Genomic DNA, 18,930 nt, shown 5'->3' with positions numbered 1-18,930 from the left:
CTTTTAATTATATTAATAAACCCTGGTTGTTGGTATTTCCATGTAATAGGCAATAAAAATCAGGTACAGAGGAAATATTGAAAATTATTGTGTGTAAATGTCTCCCTTTAAAAAGTCTGGCCAGTTTTTTTCAAAGTAAATACCGTTAATACACGGTTGCATACGTAAAGACTTTACTTCGGTAATAAAAGAACCTTGCGAATATTGAATTGTTAATTTGTGATTTTTGTCTTCAGCGAGTTCAGAGCGAAAACGCCATTCTTCTTTTACGCCGCGACGAGTTTGTGGTAGGCATTTGCCTTGTGGATCAATAACCATCCGCGCCCCACGACTGCCGCCACCTGCGTCAATATAATGCGTTAATTGCGTTAATACGGCGGCAGAAGTCAGTGCCATATGCCGCCACATAAACAGCTCGGCAACTTCACCCACATGTTTGATTGCCAATCCATGCCGTTGGACAAATTCGTTCAATAGCAGGGCATCACGAGTGGCACGTCGGACTTTATCGGCATGGCAAATAAATCCCGCATAGTCAGACATTCGTGCCTGAATTTTTTCTCTCACAACCGACAACGGCATCCCGGACCCGTTATCGTGCGCCTGAGTAATGATCTCTCTTATAGAAGCCAGTGCCGGAGCTGCCAGCTGTGCAATATCTCCATCAATATTCCGCTTTTGCGTGCAACCAATAAAGCGCGCCAGACGAACAGCAAAAACCTGCCCGGCATTCAATGCCGCGCCGCCAGGTCGGGTGACGCCGTGTGTGCCAGCAACTTCCCCCACCGCAAAACAACCGGGCAGAGATGTTTGTCCCCAGATATCGACTTCAATGCCGCCATTCATGTGCTGATTATTCATGGCAAACTGCAATGGCTGCGTGATGAGATCGTAACCGTGCATCTTATACAGCGAGATAGACAGAGGATTCATTTGTTGCAGGCGTTCGATGGGCGATGGTGCCAGAGCGTCGTTATTTTCCAGATACGCGCGAACGTCGTCGTCCAGTCGATCTAATGAGAACGGCAGGTCACCCGGCACAGGTTCTGGATTACGATTGAAATCCATAAATACCAGACGCCCTGATTGCTGCTCTTGCGCTACTGCCATATCTAACAAGCTGGAGCCAAAATCCATTACCCGCGTGGCGTGGAACGGCCACTGATAGCCTTTACGGAAAATGTTTGAAGCCAGCTCCTGGGTGGTGCGATAGTAATCCGCGAGGAAGTTATACTCGTTGCCCCCGGCATCCACGGAATAGATATATGGGATCACCTGTACATAGGTGCCGGACAAATTCCACGGAAACGTGCTGCGCGGCGTGCCTATACCAAACTGGCTTTCGGTCAGATTGGTTAGCGTCAGGCCTTCCTCCAGCGCCAGCCCCAGCGAGCCAAAACATTTGTGTGGGTACACACTGTCGCGATAAAGCTCGCCAGGCCCTCCTGTTGCCAGTACCACATTGGGCGCAGTCACAATTGCCAGCCCCCATGGGTTATGGGCGCGATGACCGGTCGCGATGATTGCCCCCGCCACACGGTCTTCACCGTTTTCGTCACGCTGATGCAGCAGTTTAATCACTGTTGCACTGGTCAACATTGGGATAGCAAGACGCTGTACTTCTTCCAGCAGCACTTTCACCATTAACCTTGAGGTACGCGGCCCACACGAGGTTGCACGCCCGGCTTCGTCGTGGTCGGTTTGATAACGAAGAATCGCGCCATAGCGATCTTCCGGTAATTCCAGACCAAGATATTGCAACCCGCCAAGAGTGTGCAGAGAACCTACCGCTTCAACATAAGCGGTGTCGTGATCCATCGCCCCACCGCTCGCCAGTGCCTCTGCCAGTTTGGCGAAGTTGTCGCCGTTGCCCGCGGTAGCGGCGGTAAACAGTGTTTGTTTATCAGAGCCAGAACATGCCGACGTCCCCATATATAACCCGGCGGTGGCGATTAACACATTTTGCTGGCGGCGTTTAAGTTCTACAGCTGCACGTAGCCCTGCTGCACCACTGCCGACTACCAGGGCATCTGTTTTCCAGAGTGGGTAATCAACACCGTCTACCGTGACAACCCATGCGGGTTCTGCCTGTGCAAAACCCTTTGGGAAAGTAACGTGTGTCAGTGCATCAAGGATGGCCTCATCAAGCTGGCTCATGCATCCTCCATCGGCGTAAACAGGCTACTTTCCATCAGGCGTGGGTGCTTGATAATTGGACGGAAGGCCATGAATGGCAGAATGTCGCGCTCAATCTCTACGCCAGGGGCGATCTCAATTAATTCAACGCCTTCTGCCGTTAACTGGAATACTGCGCGTTCAGTGATATACAACACTTCCTGACCACTTTGCTGTGCGTAGGCGGCGCTAAAAGTGATTTTTTCCACCTGGGTAACCAGTTTAGGGATTTGACCTGACTGGGCGATATGCAAACCATCTGGCGTTACATCAATCTTGCTGCCTTTGGCGTCAAACGTACCGCAAAACACCACTTTACGGGCGTTTTGTGCAATTTCGAGGAAGCCGCCGGGGCCAATGAGATTGCCATTAAGATGGGAGACGTTGACGTTACCGTATTGATCCATCTCTCCCATGCCGAGGAAGGTGATATCGATGCCGCCGCCACTGTAGAATTCAAATTGATCGAGTGATGGAATAATGGCATCGGCGTTACGGGCGCAGCCGAACAGAGCATCATCCAGCATCATGCCGTTATGTACACCCTGTTCTACACTCAGCCACAAACTTTGATAAGGCACGCCTTCGCGCAGCGCAACCCCAGGAATACCACCGGGAATACCAAAGCCAAAGTTGGTTGAAGCGCCTGCCGCCAGTTCCCGCGCTGCCCGACGGGCAATCAGGCGACGCACCGGATGACTAACCAGTTCAATAGCGTCGTTAGAACTTAGACGGCGATGTTGACCGCTAATGGTCAGGTCGTAACCACCAAGATAGGTTTGCGGTTGTTCGCGGTGCTCAACGATACCATCGACCAGAATCCCCGGTAGCTTGACCTTGCGAGGTTCAATGGTGCCAGCTTCCAGTACATCGCGCACCTGTACAAACACTTTGCCGCCACTGTTGTGTGCTGCCAGCGCCATCGAATAGCTATCCATATCAATCGCTTCTTCTTCGAGGCTAACGTTGCCACGCGGATCGGCATAGGTGCCGCGCAAAATCGCGTAGTCCACTTTGAAAGGGCGATAGCGGAGTTTGGTTTCACCGTCGATTTCAATCAGTTCTACCAAATCCTCGGTAGTGCATTCGTTCGACTTACCGCCGCCATTGCGTGGATCAACAAACGATCCCAGCCCAACGTGGGTAAAAAGTCCCGGACGTCCGGCACCGATCTCCCGCAGCAGTGCCTGAATTACGCCACCAGGGAAACAGTAGGCTTCAATAGCATTGCTTTTCACCAGTTCCTGCATCTTGGGCGACCAGGTAAAATGTCCGGCAATAATGCGTTTGAGCATTTCGGCGTGAGCAAAACGGTTAGTGCCTTTGCTGTCGCGATCGCCAATACCCAGCGAGTGGATTAATGTCAGATCGCGCGGGTGTCCGGTTTGCAGGAAACGCTCTTCAATGGCGGCCATAATATGGTCAGCTTCCACCATACCGCCGCCGTTACCGCTAATGGCAATGGTTGCGCCGTCCTGAATTTGCGCCGCCAGTGTCTCGGCGGTTGATAACTTACGCATACAATTTCCTTATTGATTGTGGAAGCTCACGCCGGCTTTTTCGGCAAATGCGTGCGTCGCCTGTTGGCAATCCTGAGTGGCGGACATTAATCCAGCCAGTAACTGGTGGGAGTAATCGGCGTGTTTATTTTCCAGCGCCAGAATCAGTTGCTTAATATGTGCCAGTGCCACCGGACCACATTTTTCCAGCTGCGCTAACTGGTTCGCCATCCAGCTTTCCACCTGTTCTTTTTCTACCACTTCATCAATTAAATTCGCCACCTGGGCTTCCTGCGCCGTCAGGCGTTTACCCAGCATCAGCATCTGGCGACCGACCACAGGACCAACCTGATTAAGCACTCGCTCAATGCCCATCCAGCCTGGCACCATGCCGAGCATCACTTCCGGGTTAGAGAATTTCGCGCCGGGGCGAGCGATACGAATATCGCAGCACAAGGCAAGTTCAATACCGCCACCGATGGTATGACCGTTGAGATTCGCAACGGTTAATTGGGGTAAGTTGCGCAGGCGATTAAAAACGTCATTACCGCGTTTAATCCATTTTCTGCCCATATCTAATGGCGAATAGGCCGACCACGATTTAATATCGCCGCCCGCACAAAAGAATTTATCGCCGGTTGCCGTTAATTCGACTAATCGTAATGTGGTGTCGTTTTCAATTTCATTTAAATAATGGTCGAGAGATTCGATCATTTCTTCATTAATAGCATGACATTTATCTTCACGGTTCAATGTCAGGCGGCAAGAAGCCGCCGCTCTGCTGAACAGAACGGGTTGGTCACTCATGATCATTCCTTAACAATAATGCGCGATGCGATCGACGCTAATATCCAGCGTGCTGTTAATATCTTTCTGCCACCAGTAAGGCGAGAATATTTCCAGTTCAATAGCGCCATTAAATCCGGCGTTTTCAACCAGCCGACGAATTGACGGAATATTGATGACGCCATCTCCCGGCATTCCCCGGTCATTGACCAGATCGGTGGTCGGTACTAACCAGTCGGAAACATGAAACGCGAGGATGCGTTTTCCGGCACGCAGGATCTGACTGGCGAGCTCCGGATCCCACCAGACGTGATAAACATCCACCGCCACGCCGAGGCCAAACTCACCATCGGGATCGAGTTCATCACACCAGTCCAGCGCCTGACGTAACGTGCACAGGCAAGAGCGGTCGGCAGCAGTCATCGGGTGCAGCGGCTCCAGCGCAATTGGCACGCCGACATCTTTCGAATGTGGCAGCAACTGGCGAATCCCTTGTTTTACTTGTTCCCGCGCTTCGTACAAATCTTTTGTTCCCTGCGGTAACCCGCCAACCACCTGCATATAACAGGCGGCGTTAAGGACCGCTGCGTCGTCCAGCGCCCGGCGGTTATCATCAATCGCCAGTTTGCGTTCCGCCAGTGTCGGCGCGGTGTAGTAAGTGCTACGGCACAAACCGGAAACGCTCATGTTACTGGCGGCAAGCTGGCGGGCGATTTGCTGGAGATCTTCACCCTGCAACTCCCTGCGCCAGGGGGCAATTGCGCCAATACCGCGTGCGGCGCAGGCATCAATAATGGCGGGTAGCGGCGTTTTATAGCCCAGTGTCGCGGTATTGATACTGAATAAATCCGGGCGTTGTAACAGATCTCTCATGATTCAGCCTCAGAAGCGCGGCATACTTAAGCCGCCGTCGATGGCGACCGCTTGACCACAGGTGTAAATCAGTTTACCTTCCGCCATCGCGCGGACGGTGGAAGCAATATCAGCCGGATAACCCCAACGTCCCCACGGCACCAGACCTTTGGCAATCAGTTCGTCGTAATAAGCCGTTGCTGGAATAGTCATATCGGTTTTGATGAGACCAGGGCGCACTTCATAAACGCCAATTTGTTCATTACAAAGGCGAGCAGCAAACAGACGAGCAGCGGCAGAAACGGCGGTTTTGGCAATGGTGTATTCGCCGCGATTCATCGCCAGCATGATGGCGTTGATGGAACTGACGAAAATAATCGAGCGGTGCGGCAGCTCCGCTTCCGGTTTCGGCTGTGCCAGTAAGCGCTTACTGAATGCCTGAGCAAGGAAGAACGGCGCGCGGGTGTTAATGGCAATGTTTTGATCGAAGCTGTCTGGTTCGAGGTCGAGGAGGTCACCGCGTTTTTTCACTGAAATGCCTGCGTTGTTGAGCAGGCAGTCCAGACGTCCCCACAGGTTTTGCGCCGCGTCGAGCATCTCTTCATGCAAGGAGAGATCGCCGACATCGGCAGGGAAGCAAATCACTTCCACGCCTTCAGCTATACATTCTTGTTGTGTGATATGCAGTTTTTCTACGCTGTCGGCATCGGGAAGATCGTTAATCAGCAGGTTAAATCCGCCACGAGCAAGCTCCAGCGCACAGCCCTTTCCAATACCACGAGCGGCTCCGGTAATCACGGCAACAGGACGAGTGGATTTCATACAATAGCTCTCTTTTTTTGAATATTGTTTTCTAAGTGACAATTAGCTTGCGAAGTGCCGCAAGAAAGATCAACCATCTGGTTGGTTGATATGCGATAGTGATCACAGGACATTTGATAACTTGATGAAAGTACAAGTTTTTATCCTTTTTACTGGAGCTTCTAATTAATCGGGTTAAGATAGTTATCTTGAAGAGGTCGTGGGGAAGCGTTATGTATCTTGATACCAGCAACGTACAGAGCCTGAAGGAAAAGCTGCTGTTATGCGCGGTTAATGAATTTGCCGAATATGGTTATGAAGGGGCCAGGGTCGATAATATTGTTAAGGCTGCGGGGTGTAGTAAACAGACGGTTTATCATCACTTTGGTAATAAAGAAAATTTATTTATTGAAGTACTGGAATATACCTGGAACGATATTCGACAAAAAGAAAAGGCCCTTGATTTCTCAGATCTTCCGCCACAAAAAGCCATTGAGAAAATTATTGATTTTACATGGGATTATTATATTACTAATCCCTGGTTTTTAAAAATTGTGCATAGTGAAAATCAAAGTAAAGGTGTGCATTATGCAAAATCACAGCGTCTCTTAGAAATTAACCATGCGCACTTGCAGTTAATGGAATCCTTATTGGATGAAGGGAAGAAACACAATATTTTTAAGCCAGATATCGACCCATTGCAGGTGAATATTAATATTGCTGCGCTTGGCGGATATTATTTGATCAACCAGCATACGCTTGGCCTGGTTTATCATATCAGTATGGTTTCCCCCCAGGCACTGGAAGCCAGACGTAAGGTCATCAAAGAGACAATCCTTAGCTGGCTTTTGGTTGACCCTTCATCTACCGCGCACGAATAAAACTGCCATCCGGCTGGCGGGTGAACAGGACCTGTTGATTATTCCCCGTATCAATGGTTAAGCCCGTCACCACGCCGCTGGCGTTCTGGCGGATTTTCACCATTTGCCCGTTTTGCAAATTACTCAGCGGCTTACCCGCGCCTTCTACCTGCGCCATTGCATAGACATCGGTAGCGGGCAGTCCGTGGTCGCGGAACAGCTGCGCCATCGTTTTACCGGGTTCGACACGGTAAGAGCGCCATTGATTATCAATTCCGCTATCTGGCTGGAATGGTTGTGTTTGGGTAGTTTGCGGCTGTTCTTCTGGCTGGCCTTCCTGTATAGGTTCTGGAGCGACCGGAGCCACCTGATCAGGATCATTTTGTGGTGTGACTAATTGCGCCCGCAGCTGTTCTTCTGTCGGCGGTTGTGATTGCGACTGAATATCTAACTGCGCTTCACGCGTCACCACCGGCGCGTTGGGCGTATCATCAGATGGAAGCAGAAATCCGACCACCAATATAATGGCGGCAATAATGATCCCCCGACGATGCATCGGCGGCAGCGGGTCCATGAAGCGAAAATTGTCCGGCGCGTGCCAGACTTTCTCCAGGGTTGGTTTTAGTTCAAAGCGCCCGGGCATGGTTTCCTCCTGCTCCGCGTCTTGTTCCTCAATCATAGCCTATGAATAAGCTAACGCTATGATGTCCGTGGTAAACCCGCCTTTATTATATTCATACGGGATATTGCTATTGTTTCTTTTTCCCCGGGATTTGTCATCATTCCTGCGACAAAGTTTTACCCAAAGAAGTGTGGCTGATATGCTGCCCGCTACTTTTATACCCTAAGAAAGGAAATACGATGACCACCCCAACTTTTGACACCATCGAAGCGCAAGCAAGCTACGGCATTGGTTTACAGGTAGGCCAACAACTGAGTGAATCTGGCCTGCAAGGGCTGCTGCCGGAGGCGCTGGTGGCTGGTATTGCAGATGCGCTGGAAGGCAAACATCCGGCTGTTCCGGTTGATGTGGTGCATCGCGCGCTGCGTGAAATCCACGAACGCGCCGATGCCGTTCGTCGTCAGCGTTTCCAGGCGATGGCTGCCGAAGGTGTGAAATATCTTGAAGAAAATGCCAAAAAAGAAGGTGTGAACAGCACCGAATCTGGCCTGCAATTCCGCGTGATCAACCAGGGTGAAGGCGCAATTCCGGCACGTACTGACCGCGTTCGTGTTCATTACACCGGTAAACTGATCGACGGCACCGTGTTTGACAGCTCCGTTGCTCGTGGTGAACCCGCTGAATTCCCGGTTAATGGCGTGATCCCTGGCTGGATTGAAGCACTGACTCTGATGCCGGTAGGTTCTAAATGGGAACTGACTATCCCGCAGGAACTGGCATATGGCGAGCGCGGCGCAGGCGCATCCATCCCTCCGTTCAGCACCCTGGTGTTTGAAGTCGAACTGCTGGAAATCCTCTAAGCAGCGCATTCTGTTCCCCTCGAACCAGAGGGGAGCAGGCATTCAGCAATAAACCCTTCAGTTTGCCAAACGGCGCTATTTTGTGTTGCAAAGACCCCGTAAGCGTGTATTTTTGTGAGCTGTTTCGCGTTATCACCGTGATATGACACTCACTTTAAACATAAAATTAACATTAGATCTAAATCTTAGTATTCATCCCGCGTATTGTTACCTAATATCGATGAGTCCCGATACAGATTCGTCGTATCATAGACTGACTAAAGGCCGTAGAGCCTGAACAACACAGACAGGTACAGGAAGAAAAAAACATGGTAGATCAGGTAAAAGTCGTTGCCGATGATCAGGCTCCGGCTGAACAGTCGCTACGGCGCAATCTCACAAACCGACATATTCAGCTTATTGCCATTGGCGGTGCCATTGGTACGGGGTTGTTTATGGGGTCTGGCAAAACGATTAGCCTTGCCGGGCCGTCGATCATTTTCGTTTATATGATCATCGGTTTTATGCTCTTTTTCGTGATGCGGGCAATGGGGGAATTGCTGCTTTCGAATCTGGAATACAAATCTTTTAGTGACTTCGCTTCCGATTTACTCGGGCCGTGGGCAGGATATTTCACCGGCTGGACTTACTGGTTCTGCTGGGTTGTAACCGGTATGGCAGACGTGGTGGCGATCACTGCTTATGCTCAGTTCTGGTTCCCCGATCTCTCCGACTGGGTCGCCTCGCTGGCGGTGATAGTGCTGCTGTTGACGCTCAACCTTGCCACCGTGAAAATGTTCGGTGAGATGGAGTTCTGGTTTGCGATGATCAAAATCGTCGCCATCGTGTCGCTGATTGTCGTCGGCCTGGTCATGGTGGCGATGCACTTTCAGTCACCGACCGGTGTGGAAGCGTCATTCGCGCATTTGTGGAATGACGGCGGCTGGTTCCCGAAAGGTTTAAGTGGCTTCTTTGCCGGATTCCAGATAGCGGTTTTCGCTTTCGTGGGGATTGAGCTGGTAGGTACAACAGCTGCGGAAACCAAAGATCCGGAGAAATCACTGCCACGCGCGATTAACTCCATTCCGATCCGTATCATTATGTTCTACGTCTTCGCGCTGATTGTGATTATGTCCGTGACGCCGTGGAGTTCGGTAGTCCCGGAGAAAAGCCCGTTTGTTGAACTGTTCGTGTTGGTAGGGCTGCCTGCTGCCGCAAGCGTGATCAACTTTGTGGTGCTGACCTCTGCGGCGTCTTCCGCTAACAGCGGCGTCTTCTCTACCAGCCGTATGCTGTTTGGTCTGGCGCAGGAAGGTGTGGCACCGAAAGCGTTCGCTAAACTTTCTAAGCGCGCAGTACCAGCGAAAGGGCTGACCTTCTCCTGCATCTGCCTGCTCGGTGGCGTGGTGATGCTGTATGTGAATCCTAGCGTGATTGGCGCGTTCACGATGATTACAACCGTTTCCGCGATTCTGTTTATGTTCGTCTGGACGATTATCCTTTGCTCGTACCTGGTTTACCGCAAACAGCGTCCTCATCTGCATGAGAAGTCGATCTACAAGATGCCGCTCGGCAAGCTGATGTGCTGGGTATGTATGGCGTTCTTTGTGTTCGTGGTCGTGTTGCTGACACTGGAAGATGACACTCGCCAGGCGCTGTTGGTCACCCCGCTGTGGTTTATCGCACTGGGGCTGGGCTGGTTGTTTATTGGTAAGAAGCGGGCTGCTGAACTGCGGAAATAACCGCATTATCATGCTGGATGGCGCAATGCCATCCAGCTTTTAGATTACTCACCCGCCAGCGCGCGTGGGAACAGTACATTGTTTTCCAGACTGATGTGATCCATCAGGTCATCAATCAGTTCATTAATGCCGTTATACATCGCTTTCCAGGTGGTGCAGGCTTCTGGCGGCGGTGTGACGTTATTGGTAGTGTGTTTGATCACTTCCAGCAGTTCGCCCGCTTCATCGTGCTCGCTTTCCATTACGCTGATTGGCCCCATTGCCTGGCTGCCCATGCCTTGTTTGATCATCGGGAAGAGGATCTGCTCTTCTTTCATCATGTGGCTGGAAAGCTCTTCATGCAGCATGGTCAGGTATTTTGTCAGCCCTTTTGGCACGCTCGGTTTGTCGGCGTGAACGCGCTCGACTTTAGTCGCTTGCAGGATCAGCTCCGGCAGTTGCTCGCGGTGACGATCGTGGTAGCGCACGATGATATGGTCGATGATTTCTGCCAGCGGGGCGCTACGCCAGTCTTTCTCAATCGGTTGTTCAGCAAGCTTTGCCAGCTCAGCTTCAATGACCTCAACATCCAGTTCTTTACGTGCCGCCGCACGCGCCAGCGTTTGCTTACCGCCGCAGCAGTAATCCATATCATATTTACGAAACAGAGCCGAAGCGCGAGGGATAGAGAGCGCCAGTTCACCTAAAGGTTGGTCGCGATAAGCCATAGCTGATACCTCATTCTTAATAAGATAAGATGTATTTTAAATGCATCTTTAAGGCAAATGCTATAACCCTTACGTAGCAGAGGCTTATTTAACTCACTGCCAGTATGTCAACTTTCTGAGACAGATTCAGTTAAAGGCTTTTCCGGTTTTGCTCTGACTGCAATGACCACGCCAACCACTAACAGCGCGATACCGCTCAGCGTCATCAGCGGCGGCATTTGCTGGCGTATCAAAAAGGTGTACAGCAAACCTGCCAGTGTTTCGAAAACGATCAGCGGCCCGAGAATCACTGTCGGTAATCGCTGGCTGGCGACGTTCCAGCAGAGTGCGCCAACCCATGAGCAAAGCACGGCTATCGCAACCATCAGACTAATAAACACCAGCGGACGGGGGCCAAAAGGTAAGGAGAAGTCCGGCGTTTGTATATTCAGCCAGTAACAGGCGACGAGATAGCCGATGAGAGAAACCGGCAGCGTGACCAGCGCCTGCGCCGTCGCCCACATCATCGGATGTTTGTCGGGATTTTCCCGCAGCCAGCGGGCGTTGCGCAGGGCATACCATGCCCAGCAGACCACGGAAACTAACGCTAGCACGATGCCAGAGGTATAACGTGCCCAGTCAAAATCGGGGAGTCCGTGGTTTAACTCAGCAATATTCACACACGCCAGGCCGATGCCAATACAAATCAGTGCCGGGGCGAGTTTTCCCCACGCGAGTTTGCCGTCGCGCTGGCTATAAAGCAGATTGGCAAAGACAGGAATGACCACCGGCAGGGTGCCAATAATCATCGTAGAAACAGGCGCGCCAGTACGTTGAATGGCACTGGCAAGGCAGAAGTAATAGATGAGGTTGCCCATCATAGTGAGCATCAAGGCGGTAAGCCAGTCGCGACGCGCCAACTGACGCAGACGCACGCGTCCCAGCCAGGCAATGGGTAGCGCAATTAACCCTAACGCCAGATAACGCCCCATCGACTGCAACATCGCCGGGTATTCCGGCACGATCAACGGCCCGACAAAAATAAGCCCCCACATCAACCCTGCTAACAGGGCGTACAGCACGCCGCTAATCATTACTGGCATCCATTGGTCTGTCAGAAGAAACGTTCAGGAAGCAGACATGATTGCTCCCGGCATCCCGTCATTATCAGAGAGGATGCGGGAGGATGCCACTTTAATTAACTATTTATTAACATTAAAAAGATGGCTTACGCTTTCGGCTAACGTTGTCGTTGGGCGGCCAATCAATTTGCTCAGCGTTTTGCTGTCATCAAACAGACCGCCTTTCGATGCGCCAACGTCAGAATCCGCCAGCATATCCGCCAGTCCGTCAGGCAGGCCAACGCTTTTCAGCGCCGCAGCGAAATCGGTTTCGCTCAGATTTTGATAGGTAACCTGTTTGCCGCTCTGTTTGGTCAGCTCTGCCGCTAACTGTGTCAACGTCCAGGCACTATCGCCCGCCAGCTCGTAAACCTTGCCTTCGTGACCGGCTTCGCTAATCACGCGTGCCGCAGCTGCCGCATAATCTGCCCGCGTTGCCGAGGCAATTTTGCCATCGCCCGCGGCACCGATAAATACGCCGTGCTCCAGTGCTGCCGGGGCGCTGGCGAGATAGTTTTCGGTGTACCAGCCGTTGCGCAGCAGGGTGTAAACGATGCCAGAATCAGCCAACATTTTCTCCGTCTCGATGTGCTCATCGGCGAGGCCGAGCGGAGATTTATCCGCGTGAAGCAGACTGGTATAAGCGATAAATTTCACGCCAGCCGTCTTTGCGGCATTAATAACATTACGATGCTGCGGGGCACGTTGACCCACTTCGCTGGAAGAGATCAGCAGTAGTTTTTCCACTCCCTGAAGTGCAGATGTCAGTGCGGCTTCATCGCCGTAGTCAGCCTGACGCACGGTAATGCCTTGTGCTGTCAGTGCCTGGGCTTTTGCCGGATTACGAACGATAGCCACTATTTGGCTGGCAGGAACCGTTTTCATCAAGGATTTAATAACATAGTGACCAAGTTGGCCAGTGGCACCAGTAATAGCGATCATGGGAAGTCTCCATCGTTTTGTCTTGTGTTTAAATACGCTAACACCTAAACTTACTTTTAGTAAGTACGTACAAAAAGGTAAGTATGAAATGAGTCAGGTTAGCCTGTCACAACAACTGAAAGAGGGTAATCTCTTTGCGGAACAGTGCCCGTCGCGCGAGGTGTTGAAACACGTCACCAGCCGTTGGGGGGTGTTGATTCTGGTGGCGCTACGCGAAGGTACTCATCGCTTTAGCGACCTGCGGCGCAAAATCGGTGGGGTGAGTGAAAAGATGCTTGCGCAGTCGTTACAGGCGTTAGAACAGGATGGTTTTCTTAACCGTATCGCGTATCCGGTGGTGCCGCCGCATGTGGAATATAGCCTCACGCCGCTGGGCGAGCAGGTGAGCGAAAAGGTTGCTGCACTGGCGGACTGGATTGAGTTGAATTTGCCCGAGGTGTTGGCGGTGCGGGATGAACGTGCGGCATAACTGCCGGCTGCGCTTATCCGGCCTACGGTTCATGACTTGTAGGGCGGATAAGATGCGCCAGCATCGCATCCGACAAAAGTGCCGGATGCGGTTGATGATTTATAGGCCGAAAAAGAAGTGTATTACTTACTCAAATCCACCTGATAAATCGCAAACCCGATATCATCGGTCGCGACTTTATTCATCGGATATTGCCCTTTCTCTTTAATAAACGCCGCGGCTTTATCTGATGGAGAGGTTTCGAAACGGATATCCAGTTTCTTATCGCCAGCTATCGGTGCTAAACGCCAGTTGTTATCTGCCGCCGGGTGAATTTCCCCCGCACGTTTCGACTCATCAGCAATCCACGCTGCCAGCACCGAGCGGTTCTCATCCGGTGAAGCAAAAGCGATATGGCTGTCGCCCGTACCGGCAAATTTGCCGCCGTAAGCGCGATAGTTATTGGTGGCAACCAGGAACATGGCGTTCGGATCAATCGGCTTGCCATTAAAGGTCAGGTTCTTAATCCTTTCCGCATTGGCATTAACCATCTGGCACTCGCCGTCATAACGGGCAGGCTGGGTAACATCAATCTGATAATTCACACCATCAATCACATCAAAGTTATAGGTGCGGAAACCATCCCAGTTGATGAGTGACTGTGGTTTCGTGTTGTCAGGATCAATCTGGTTAAACTGTCCGGCGGAGCACTCCAGCCACTCTTTCACCTCTTTACCGCTGGCTTTCACCACAATCAGCGTATTGGGGTAGAGATAAAGATCGGCGGCATTACGGAAGGTCAACTGGCCTTTTTCCACCTCCACATAGCTTGCCGGATCATTTTTGCGACCACCAACTTTAAACGGTGCAGCAGCTGAAAGCACCGGCAGTTTTGCCAGATCCGGATCGCCCTGAATGTAATGCTCGACATACGCTTTTTGCGCGTTGTTCACCACCTGCACGGTCGGATCGTCCTGCACCAGCGCCAGATAGCTATACATATTGTCGGCGGATTTACCGATTGGCTTGCTGACGAACTGGCGTGTGGCATCGTGATCGGCTTTGAGTGTTTCTACCAGCTTGCTGTCTTCCGCCGCGAGGGATTTTTTATTGGCGATGTCGTAAATCGGCCGTGCTTCCGCTTTCGCCTGCGTCACCTGCCATTTACCGCTGTTATTACTGAGTTGTAAGTCGACCACCCCAAGATGATCGCCCCACATGCCCGGCATTACCGCCGGAACACCATTCAGCGTGCCTTTCGCGATATTAGCCCCTTCGATATCAGCAAAATCTTTACCTGGGAAAACGGCGTGAGCATGGCCAAACATAATGGCGTTAACGCCAGGAATTTCACTGAGGTAATAAACTGAGTTTTCCGCCATCACTTTATACGGATCGGCAGATAGCCCGGAATGCGCCAGAACGACAACGACATCGGCACCTTTCTCGCGCATTTCAGGCACGTATTTGCGCACGGTTTCGGTAATATCATTCACCGTCACTTTTCCGGATAAATTAGCTTTATCCCAGCCCATGATTTGCGGCGGCACGACGCCAATATAGCCAATCTTCAGCGTCTGTTTTTTTCCGTCTTTATCGACCACTTCGGTATCTTTAATTAAATACGGTGTAAACATTGGCTGTTTGGTTCTGGCGTCAATGACGTTGGCATTTACATAAGGGAATTTCGCTCCCGCCAACGCATTTTTCAGGTAATCCAGACCGTAGTTAAATTCATGATTGCCGAGTGTACCGACCGTATAATCCAGCGTATTCAGCGCCTTATAAACCGGATGAACATCACCTGCTTTTAATCCTTTCGCCGATATGTAATCGGCCAGCGGACTCCCCTGAATCAAATCGCCGTTATCGACCAGTACGCTGTTTTTCACTTCATTGCGGGCATCGTTAATCAGGCTTGCCGTACGTACCAGTCCGAATTTTTCCGTGGCGGTGTCTTTGTAATAATCGAAATCCATCATGTTGCTATGCAGATCAGTGGTTTCCATGATACGTAGATCGACCGTCGCTGCATTCACACTGGCGGCAATCAGCGTGGCCAGGAGCGTTGCGCTAAACTTAATCATCAGGGACATCCTTTTATCATCGGGAATACGAAAGAAAAGGGAGAATAAACGCCTTACTTATAGAACAGTGAAGAATGCCACAATTTTACGCTTTGAAAATGATGACACTATCACAGTTGGCGCATTCATTAACGATAGGGTATAAGTAAAACAATAAGTTAACACCGCTCACAGAGACGAGGTGGAGAAATGTTAGATCAAGTATGCCAGCTTGCACGGAATGCAGGCGATGCCATTATGCAGGTCTACGACGGGACGAAACCGATGGACGTCGTCAGCAAAGCGGACAATTCTCCGGTAACGGCAGCGGATATTGCCGCTCACACCGTTATCATGGACGGTTTACGTACGCTGACACCGGATATTCCGGTCCTTTCTGAAGAAGATCCTCCCGGTTGGGAAGTCCGTCAGCACTGGCAGCGTTACTGGCTGGTAGACCCGCTGGATGGTACTAAAGAGTTTATTAAACGTAATGGCGAATTCACCGTTAACATTGCGCTCATTGACCATGGCAAACCGATTTTAGGTGTGGTGTATGCGCCGGTAATGAACATAATGTACAGCGCGGCAGAAGGCAAGGCCTGGAAAGAAGAGTGCGGTGTGCGCAAGCAGATTCAGGTCCGCGATGCGCGCCCGCCGCTGGTGGTTATCAGCCGTTCCCATGCAGATGCGGAGCTGAAAGAGTATCTGCAACAGCTTGGCGAACATCAGACCACGTCCATCGGCTCTTCGCTGAAATTCTGCCTGGTGGCGGAAGGGCAGGCGCAGCTGTACCCGCGCTTCGGACCAACGAATATTTGGGATACCGCCGCTGGTCATGCTGTGGCTGCAGCTGCCGGAGCGCACGTTCATGACTGGCAGGGTAAACCGCTGGATTACACTCCGCGCGAGTCGTTCCTGAATCCGGGATTCAGAGTGTCTATTTATTAATTAATTTATGCAGCAGGTCCATCACTTGCTGCACCTCTTCCTGTGTGAGCGCCCCGTCTTTGGCCCATTGCACGCGACCATCCTTATCCAGCACCACTACAGCGGAACTTTCTTCATCCAGCTGCCAGGCACCGCGCGCGACGCCATTGCTATCGACAATAAACTGCGACCAGGGATAAAGCTTTTTATTACTCTCCAGACTGCTGCGCACAAACATCCCTGAACCCGGAATCGCGTCGTCGGTGTTAACAATGGTGGTGGTCTGGTAGCGATCGTGCGGTAACTTCGCTGATTTAATCGCTTCAATCAGCGTCGCGTTTTTCTCTTTTGCAGAGGTGCGACCAGCAATATGTTGCAGTACTCGCACTTTTCCCACTAACTGTGCGCTGTTCCAGGTTTTGTAGCTAAACTGATCTTTATCAAGCACCAACTCGCCTCGATCGGTAATGCCAATCGGCGGCACTCGCTGACCGGTTTCGAACTGATGTGCGGAAGCCATCATCGGCAACAGCAGGCAGGTGAGTGCCAGAATCTTGCGTAGGGTCATGGTGTTTCCTTCTTATGATATGCAGGTGATCCGACCACTTGGGTCTGAGTTTTAATCATATGTGCTATTTATCGAATTTCCCGCAAGTGTGATGCCAGTTTGCGGTCAAGCGCACAAATCATATGAAAAATGAATGCTTATACTGAAGACCGCGCTTCGGTAAAAAGATAATTCTGAATAATTGTAACCTTTAGGTAAAAAAAGTTATACGCGGTGGAAACATTGCCCGGATAGTCTATAGTCACTAAGCATTAAAATTTGCGCCTCATAATAGTTGGGCCGATTGTGGCACCGCACAGGCGTAATACTCAGCAGGAGATAACAATGAAAATTTTCCAACGGTACAACCCACTTCAGGTGGCGAAGTACGTAAAGATCCTGTTCCGTGGACGGTTATACATCAAGGACGTTGGCGCTTTTGAATTTGATAAGGGTAAGATTCTTATCCCAAAAGTGAAGGATAAGCTGCATTTGTCAGTGATGTCCGAAGTTAACCGTCAGGTTATGCGTCTGCAAACAGAGATGGCTTAACCAAAGTGCTATGCAGTAATAAGACGGCTCCTGATTCAGGAGCCGTTGATGTTTCTGGGGGTTACGCGACGCTTTCTTCTTTATCTTTAGCGTCAGGCAGTTTTGGCGAAAGGGCGGTGGCCTTGCTGTCGATCCGGGTCACCAGCAGCTGGTCGATGCGGTAGTTATCGATATCCACCACTTCAAATTTGTAGCCGGCGAATTTCACCGAATCGGTGCGTTTCGGGATCTTACGCAGCATAAACATCATAAAGCCGCCGATGGTTTCGTAGTTGCCCGACTGCGGGAACTCGTCAATATCCAGCACGCGCATGACGTCGTCAATTGGGGTGCCGCCGTCAATCAGCCATGAGTTCTCATCACGGGCGACAATCTGCTCTTCCAGCCCCTGACCGACTAGATCGCCCATCAGCGTGGTCATCACGTCATTGAGGGTGATGATCCCCACCACCAGCGCGTACTCGTTCATGATCACCGCGAAGTCTTCACCTGCGGTTTTAAAACTTTCCAACGCCTCTGAAAGGGTTAACGTATCCGGCACAATCAGCGTGTTGCGAATTTGTACGCCGCTGTTCAGTGCCAGGCTTTGGTTAGCCAGCACGCGGTTCAGCAGGTCTTTAGAATCGACATAGCCGATGATGTGGTCAATATCTTCATTACAGACGAGGAACTTAGAGTGCGGATGTTCCGCCACCTTATTCTTCAGGCTTTGCTCATCTTCGTGGAGATCAAACCAAATCACGTTTTCACGCGGTGTCATTGACGACGGAACGGTACGGGATTCCAGCTCAAAGACGTTTTCAATCAGCTCGTGTTCCTGTTTACGTAACACGCCCGCCAGCGCACCGGCTTCCACTACCGCGTAGATGTCATCAGAAGTGATGTCATCTTTACGTACCATTGGCAGTTTGAAAATACGGAAGATTATGTTCGCCAGTCCGTTGAAGAACCACACCAGCGGGGTGCAAACGTACAGGCAGAAGCGCATCGGGTTGATGATACGCAAAGCGACAGCTTCTGGCGCAATCATACCGATGCGTTTCGGGGTTAAATCCGCAAACAGGATAAACATGCCAGTCACTAACGAGAAAGAGAGAATAAAGCTCAGTTGCTCAGAGAGCTCTGCCGACATATAGCGGGAGAACAGGCTGTGAAAAGCTGGAGAAAATGCCGCATCACCGACGATACCGCCGAGAATCGCCACTGCGTTCAGACCGATTTGGACCACGGTAAAGAACATGCCGGGATTTTCCTGCATATTCAGAACGCGTTGGGCATTTATATTGCCTTCATCAGCCAGCAGTTTAAGTTTGATTTTGCGTGAGGCGGCAAGTGAGATCTCGGACATCGAGAAGAACGCACTTACAGCGATCAAGCAGAGTATGACTAAAATACTGTTTAACATATCTTATCCGACCTTTCAGGCCAGATCCTCGGAAGGGGAAGTTGATTAATTTGTGTG

At 51.0% G+C, this 18,930-nt stretch carries 18 protein-coding genes; 6 read left to right on the top strand and 12 right to left on the bottom strand.

Annotation, left to right across the window (positions count from 1 at the left end):
* Positions 1–84: 84 nt before the first annotated feature.
* The 5 genes from EAS44_RS21825 to EAS44_RS21805 are packed head-to-tail and all read right to left on the bottom strand — an operon-like array spanning position 85 to position 6,134.
* Positions 85–2,157 (bottom strand): FAD-binding protein, encoded by a 2,073-nt coding sequence (locus tag EAS44_RS21825; protein WP_000080371.1) that lies wholly within the window; start codon positions 2,155–2,157, stop codon positions 85–87.
* Complete coding sequence (locus EAS44_RS21820) at positions 2,154–3,695, bottom strand: acyl CoA:acetate/3-ketoacid CoA transferase (RefSeq protein WP_001228960.1); 1,542 nt, start codon at positions 3,693–3,695, stop codon at positions 2,154–2,156. The genes EAS44_RS21825 and EAS44_RS21820 overlap by 4 nt, the downstream gene beginning before the upstream one ends.
* Positions 3,696–3,704: 9 nt before the next feature.
* Positions 3,705–4,481 (bottom strand): enoyl-CoA hydratase/isomerase family protein, encoded by a 777-nt coding sequence (locus tag EAS44_RS21815; RefSeq protein ID WP_001283550.1) that lies wholly within the window; start codon positions 4,479–4,481, stop codon positions 3,705–3,707.
* A 9-nt stretch (positions 4,482–4,490) separates the two neighbouring features.
* A complete protein-coding gene (locus EAS44_RS21810) occupies positions 4,491–5,333 on the bottom strand; it encodes a sugar phosphate isomerase/epimerase family protein (RefSeq protein WP_001205235.1) in 843 nt (280 codons plus the stop codon).
* Between the two features lie 9 nt (positions 5,334–5,342).
* Positions 5,343–6,134 (bottom strand): 3-ketoacyl-ACP reductase, encoded by a 792-nt coding sequence (locus EAS44_RS21805; protein ID WP_000843384.1) that lies wholly within the window; start codon positions 6,132–6,134, stop codon positions 5,343–5,345.
* A 212-nt stretch (positions 6,135–6,346) separates the two neighbouring features.
* Between EAS44_RS21805 and EAS44_RS21800 the strand changes: the two genes are divergently transcribed.
* Entirely contained in the window at positions 6,347–6,994 is a 648-nt protein-coding gene (locus EAS44_RS21800; protein ID WP_001318432.1) for a TetR/AcrR family transcriptional regulator, read from the top strand.
* Here EAS44_RS21800 and ytfB read toward each other — a convergent pair.
* The gene (gene ytfB, locus EAS44_RS21795) at positions 6,978–7,616 is read right to left on the bottom strand and encodes a cell division protein YtfB (RefSeq protein WP_001119458.1); all 639 of its coding nucleotides are present in this window, start codon (positions 7,614–7,616) and stop codon (positions 6,978–6,980) included. The genes EAS44_RS21800 and ytfB overlap by 17 nt on opposite strands.
* Before the next feature lie 218 nt (positions 7,617–7,834).
* On the opposite strand from ytfB, the gene fklB reads away from it, so the two are divergent.
* Together fklB and cycA are read left to right on the top strand one after the other, a co-directional pair.
* The gene (fklB, locus tag EAS44_RS21785) at positions 7,835–8,455 is read left to right on the top strand and encodes an FKBP-type peptidyl-prolyl cis-trans isomerase (RefSeq protein ID WP_000211237.1); all 621 of its coding nucleotides are present in this window, start codon (positions 7,835–7,837) and stop codon (positions 8,453–8,455) included.
* Positions 8,456–8,763: 308 nt separating this feature from the next.
* The gene (gene cycA / locus EAS44_RS21780) at positions 8,764–10,176 is read left to right on the top strand and encodes a D-serine/D-alanine/glycine transporter (protein ID WP_000228346.1); all 1,413 of its coding nucleotides are present in this window, start codon (positions 8,764–8,766) and stop codon (positions 10,174–10,176) included.
* 44 nt (positions 10,177–10,220) lie between these two features.
* On the opposite strand, the gene ytfE is transcribed toward cycA, so the two are convergent.
* From ytfE to qorB, 3 genes are all read right to left on the bottom strand, one after another.
* Positions 10,221–10,883 carry an iron-sulfur cluster repair protein YtfE gene (gene ytfE, locus EAS44_RS21775; protein ID WP_000331456.1) on the bottom strand — a complete coding sequence of 221 codons (663 nt, stop codon included), beginning with the start codon at positions 10,881–10,883 and terminating at the stop codon, positions 10,221–10,223.
* Positions 10,884–10,990: 107 nt separating this feature from the next.
* On the bottom strand, positions 10,991–11,956 hold the full coding sequence (gene ytfF / locus EAS44_RS21770) for a DMT family transporter (protein ID WP_001295194.1): 966 nt from the start codon (positions 11,954–11,956) through the stop codon (positions 10,991–10,993).
* 108 nt (positions 11,957–12,064) lie between these two features.
* Entirely contained in the window at positions 12,065–12,925 is an 861-nt protein-coding gene (gene qorB / locus EAS44_RS21765) for an NAD(P)H:quinone oxidoreductase (protein WP_000560597.1), read from the bottom strand.
* An 88-nt stretch (positions 12,926–13,013) separates the two neighbouring features.
* On the opposite strand from qorB, the gene ytfH reads away from it, so the two are divergent.
* On the top strand, positions 13,014–13,394 hold the full coding sequence (ytfH, locus tag EAS44_RS21760) for a winged helix-turn-helix transcriptional regulator (protein ID WP_000084622.1): 381 nt from the start codon (positions 13,014–13,016) through the stop codon (positions 13,392–13,394).
* A gap of 122 nt (positions 13,395–13,516) precedes the next feature.
* On the opposite strand, the gene cpdB is transcribed toward ytfH, so the two are convergent.
* Positions 13,517–15,460, bottom strand: a complete 1,944-nt coding sequence (cpdB, locus tag EAS44_RS21755) for a 2',3'-cyclic-nucleotide 2'-phosphodiesterase (RefSeq protein ID WP_001514406.1) — start codon at positions 15,458–15,460, stop codon at positions 13,517–13,519.
* 189 nt (positions 15,461–15,649) lie between these two features.
* On the opposite strand from cpdB, the gene cysQ reads away from it, so the two are divergent.
* Entirely contained in the window at positions 15,650–16,390 is a 741-nt protein-coding gene (cysQ, locus tag EAS44_RS21750) for a 3'(2'),5'-bisphosphate nucleotidase CysQ (RefSeq protein WP_000886900.1), read from the top strand.
* On the opposite strand, the gene ytfJ is transcribed toward cysQ, so the two are convergent.
* Positions 16,380–16,937, bottom strand: coding sequence for a YtfJ family protein (gene ytfJ / locus EAS44_RS21745; RefSeq protein ID WP_000175286.1), 558 nt, complete (start codon positions 16,935–16,937; stop codon positions 16,380–16,382). The two genes, cysQ and ytfJ, sit on opposite strands and share 11 nt — an antisense overlap.
* A gap of 324 nt (positions 16,938–17,261) precedes the next feature.
* Here ytfJ and ytfK point away from each other — a divergent pair, with 324 nt between their 5' ends.
* On the top strand, positions 17,262–17,468 hold the full coding sequence (gene ytfK / locus EAS44_RS21740) for a DUF1107 domain-containing protein (protein WP_000689228.1): 207 nt from the start codon (positions 17,262–17,264) through the stop codon (positions 17,466–17,468).
* Positions 17,469–17,529: 61 nt separating this feature from the next.
* Here ytfK and paeA read toward each other — a convergent pair whose 3' ends face one another.
* Entirely contained in the window at positions 17,530–18,873 is a 1,344-nt protein-coding gene (gene paeA / locus EAS44_RS21735; RefSeq protein WP_000935036.1) for a hemolysin family protein, read from the bottom strand.
* Positions 18,874–18,930 lie beyond the last annotated feature (57 nt).

It is taken from the genome of Escherichia coli DSM 30083 = JCM 1649 = ATCC 11775, from assembly GCF_003697165.2.
Taxonomy (GTDB): domain Bacteria; phylum Pseudomonadota; class Gammaproteobacteria; order Enterobacterales; family Enterobacteriaceae; genus Escherichia; species Escherichia coli.
The sequence above is the reverse complement of the archived record's forward strand: the minus strand, read 5'-3'. Positions and strand labels throughout refer to the sequence as shown.

What these genes read in the sequence shown, in the direction of transcription:
- EAS44_RS21825 (WP_000080371.1), bottom strand. Translation starts at nt 2,157, where the DNA reads ATGAGCCAGCTTGATGAGGCCATCCTTGATGCACTGACACACGTTACT.
- EAS44_RS21820 (WP_001228960.1), bottom strand. Translation starts at nt 3,695, where the DNA reads ATGCGTAAGTTATCAACCGCCGAGACACTGGCGGCGCAAATTCAGGAC.
- EAS44_RS21815 (WP_001283550.1), bottom strand. Translation starts at nt 4,481, where the DNA reads ATGAGTGACCAACCCGTTCTGTTCAGCAGAGCGGCGGCTTCTTGCCGC.
- EAS44_RS21810 (WP_001205235.1), bottom strand. Translation starts at nt 5,333, where the DNA reads ATGAGAGATCTGTTACAACGCCCGGATTTATTCAGTATCAATACCGCG.
- EAS44_RS21805 (WP_000843384.1), bottom strand. Translation starts at nt 6,134, where the DNA reads ATGAAATCCACTCGTCCTGTTGCCGTGATTACCGGAGCCGCTCGTGGT.
- EAS44_RS21800 (WP_001318432.1), top strand. Translation starts at nt 6,347, where the DNA reads ATGTATCTTGATACCAGCAACGTACAGAGCCTGAAGGAAAAGCTGCTG.
- ytfB (WP_001119458.1), bottom strand. Translation starts at nt 7,616, where the DNA reads ATGCCCGGGCGCTTTGAACTAAAACCAACCCTGGAGAAAGTCTGGCAC.
- fklB (WP_000211237.1), top strand. Translation starts at nt 7,835, where the DNA reads ATGACCACCCCAACTTTTGACACCATCGAAGCGCAAGCAAGCTACGGC.
- cycA (WP_000228346.1), top strand. Translation starts at nt 8,764, where the DNA reads ATGGTAGATCAGGTAAAAGTCGTTGCCGATGATCAGGCTCCGGCTGAA.
- ytfE (WP_000331456.1), bottom strand. Translation starts at nt 10,883, where the DNA reads ATGGCTTATCGCGACCAACCTTTAGGTGAACTGGCGCTCTCTATCCCT.
- ytfF (WP_001295194.1), bottom strand. Translation starts at nt 11,956, where the DNA reads ATGATTAGCGGCGTGCTGTACGCCCTGTTAGCAGGGTTGATGTGGGGG.
- qorB (WP_000560597.1), bottom strand. Translation starts at nt 12,925, where the DNA reads ATGATCGCTATTACTGGTGCCACTGGCCAACTTGGTCACTATGTTATT.
- ytfH (WP_000084622.1), top strand. Translation starts at nt 13,014, where the DNA reads ATGAGTCAGGTTAGCCTGTCACAACAACTGAAAGAGGGTAATCTCTTT.
- cpdB (WP_001514406.1), bottom strand. Translation starts at nt 15,460, where the DNA reads ATGATTAAGTTTAGCGCAACGCTCCTGGCCACGCTGATTGCCGCCAGT.
- cysQ (WP_000886900.1), top strand. Translation starts at nt 15,650, where the DNA reads ATGTTAGATCAAGTATGCCAGCTTGCACGGAATGCAGGCGATGCCATT.
- ytfJ (WP_000175286.1), bottom strand. Translation starts at nt 16,937, where the DNA reads ATGACCCTACGCAAGATTCTGGCACTCACCTGCCTGCTGTTGCCGATG.
- ytfK (WP_000689228.1), top strand. Translation starts at nt 17,262, where the DNA reads ATGAAAATTTTCCAACGGTACAACCCACTTCAGGTGGCGAAGTACGTA.
- paeA (WP_000935036.1), bottom strand. Translation starts at nt 18,873, where the DNA reads ATGTTAAACAGTATTTTAGTCATACTCTGCTTGATCGCTGTAAGTGCG.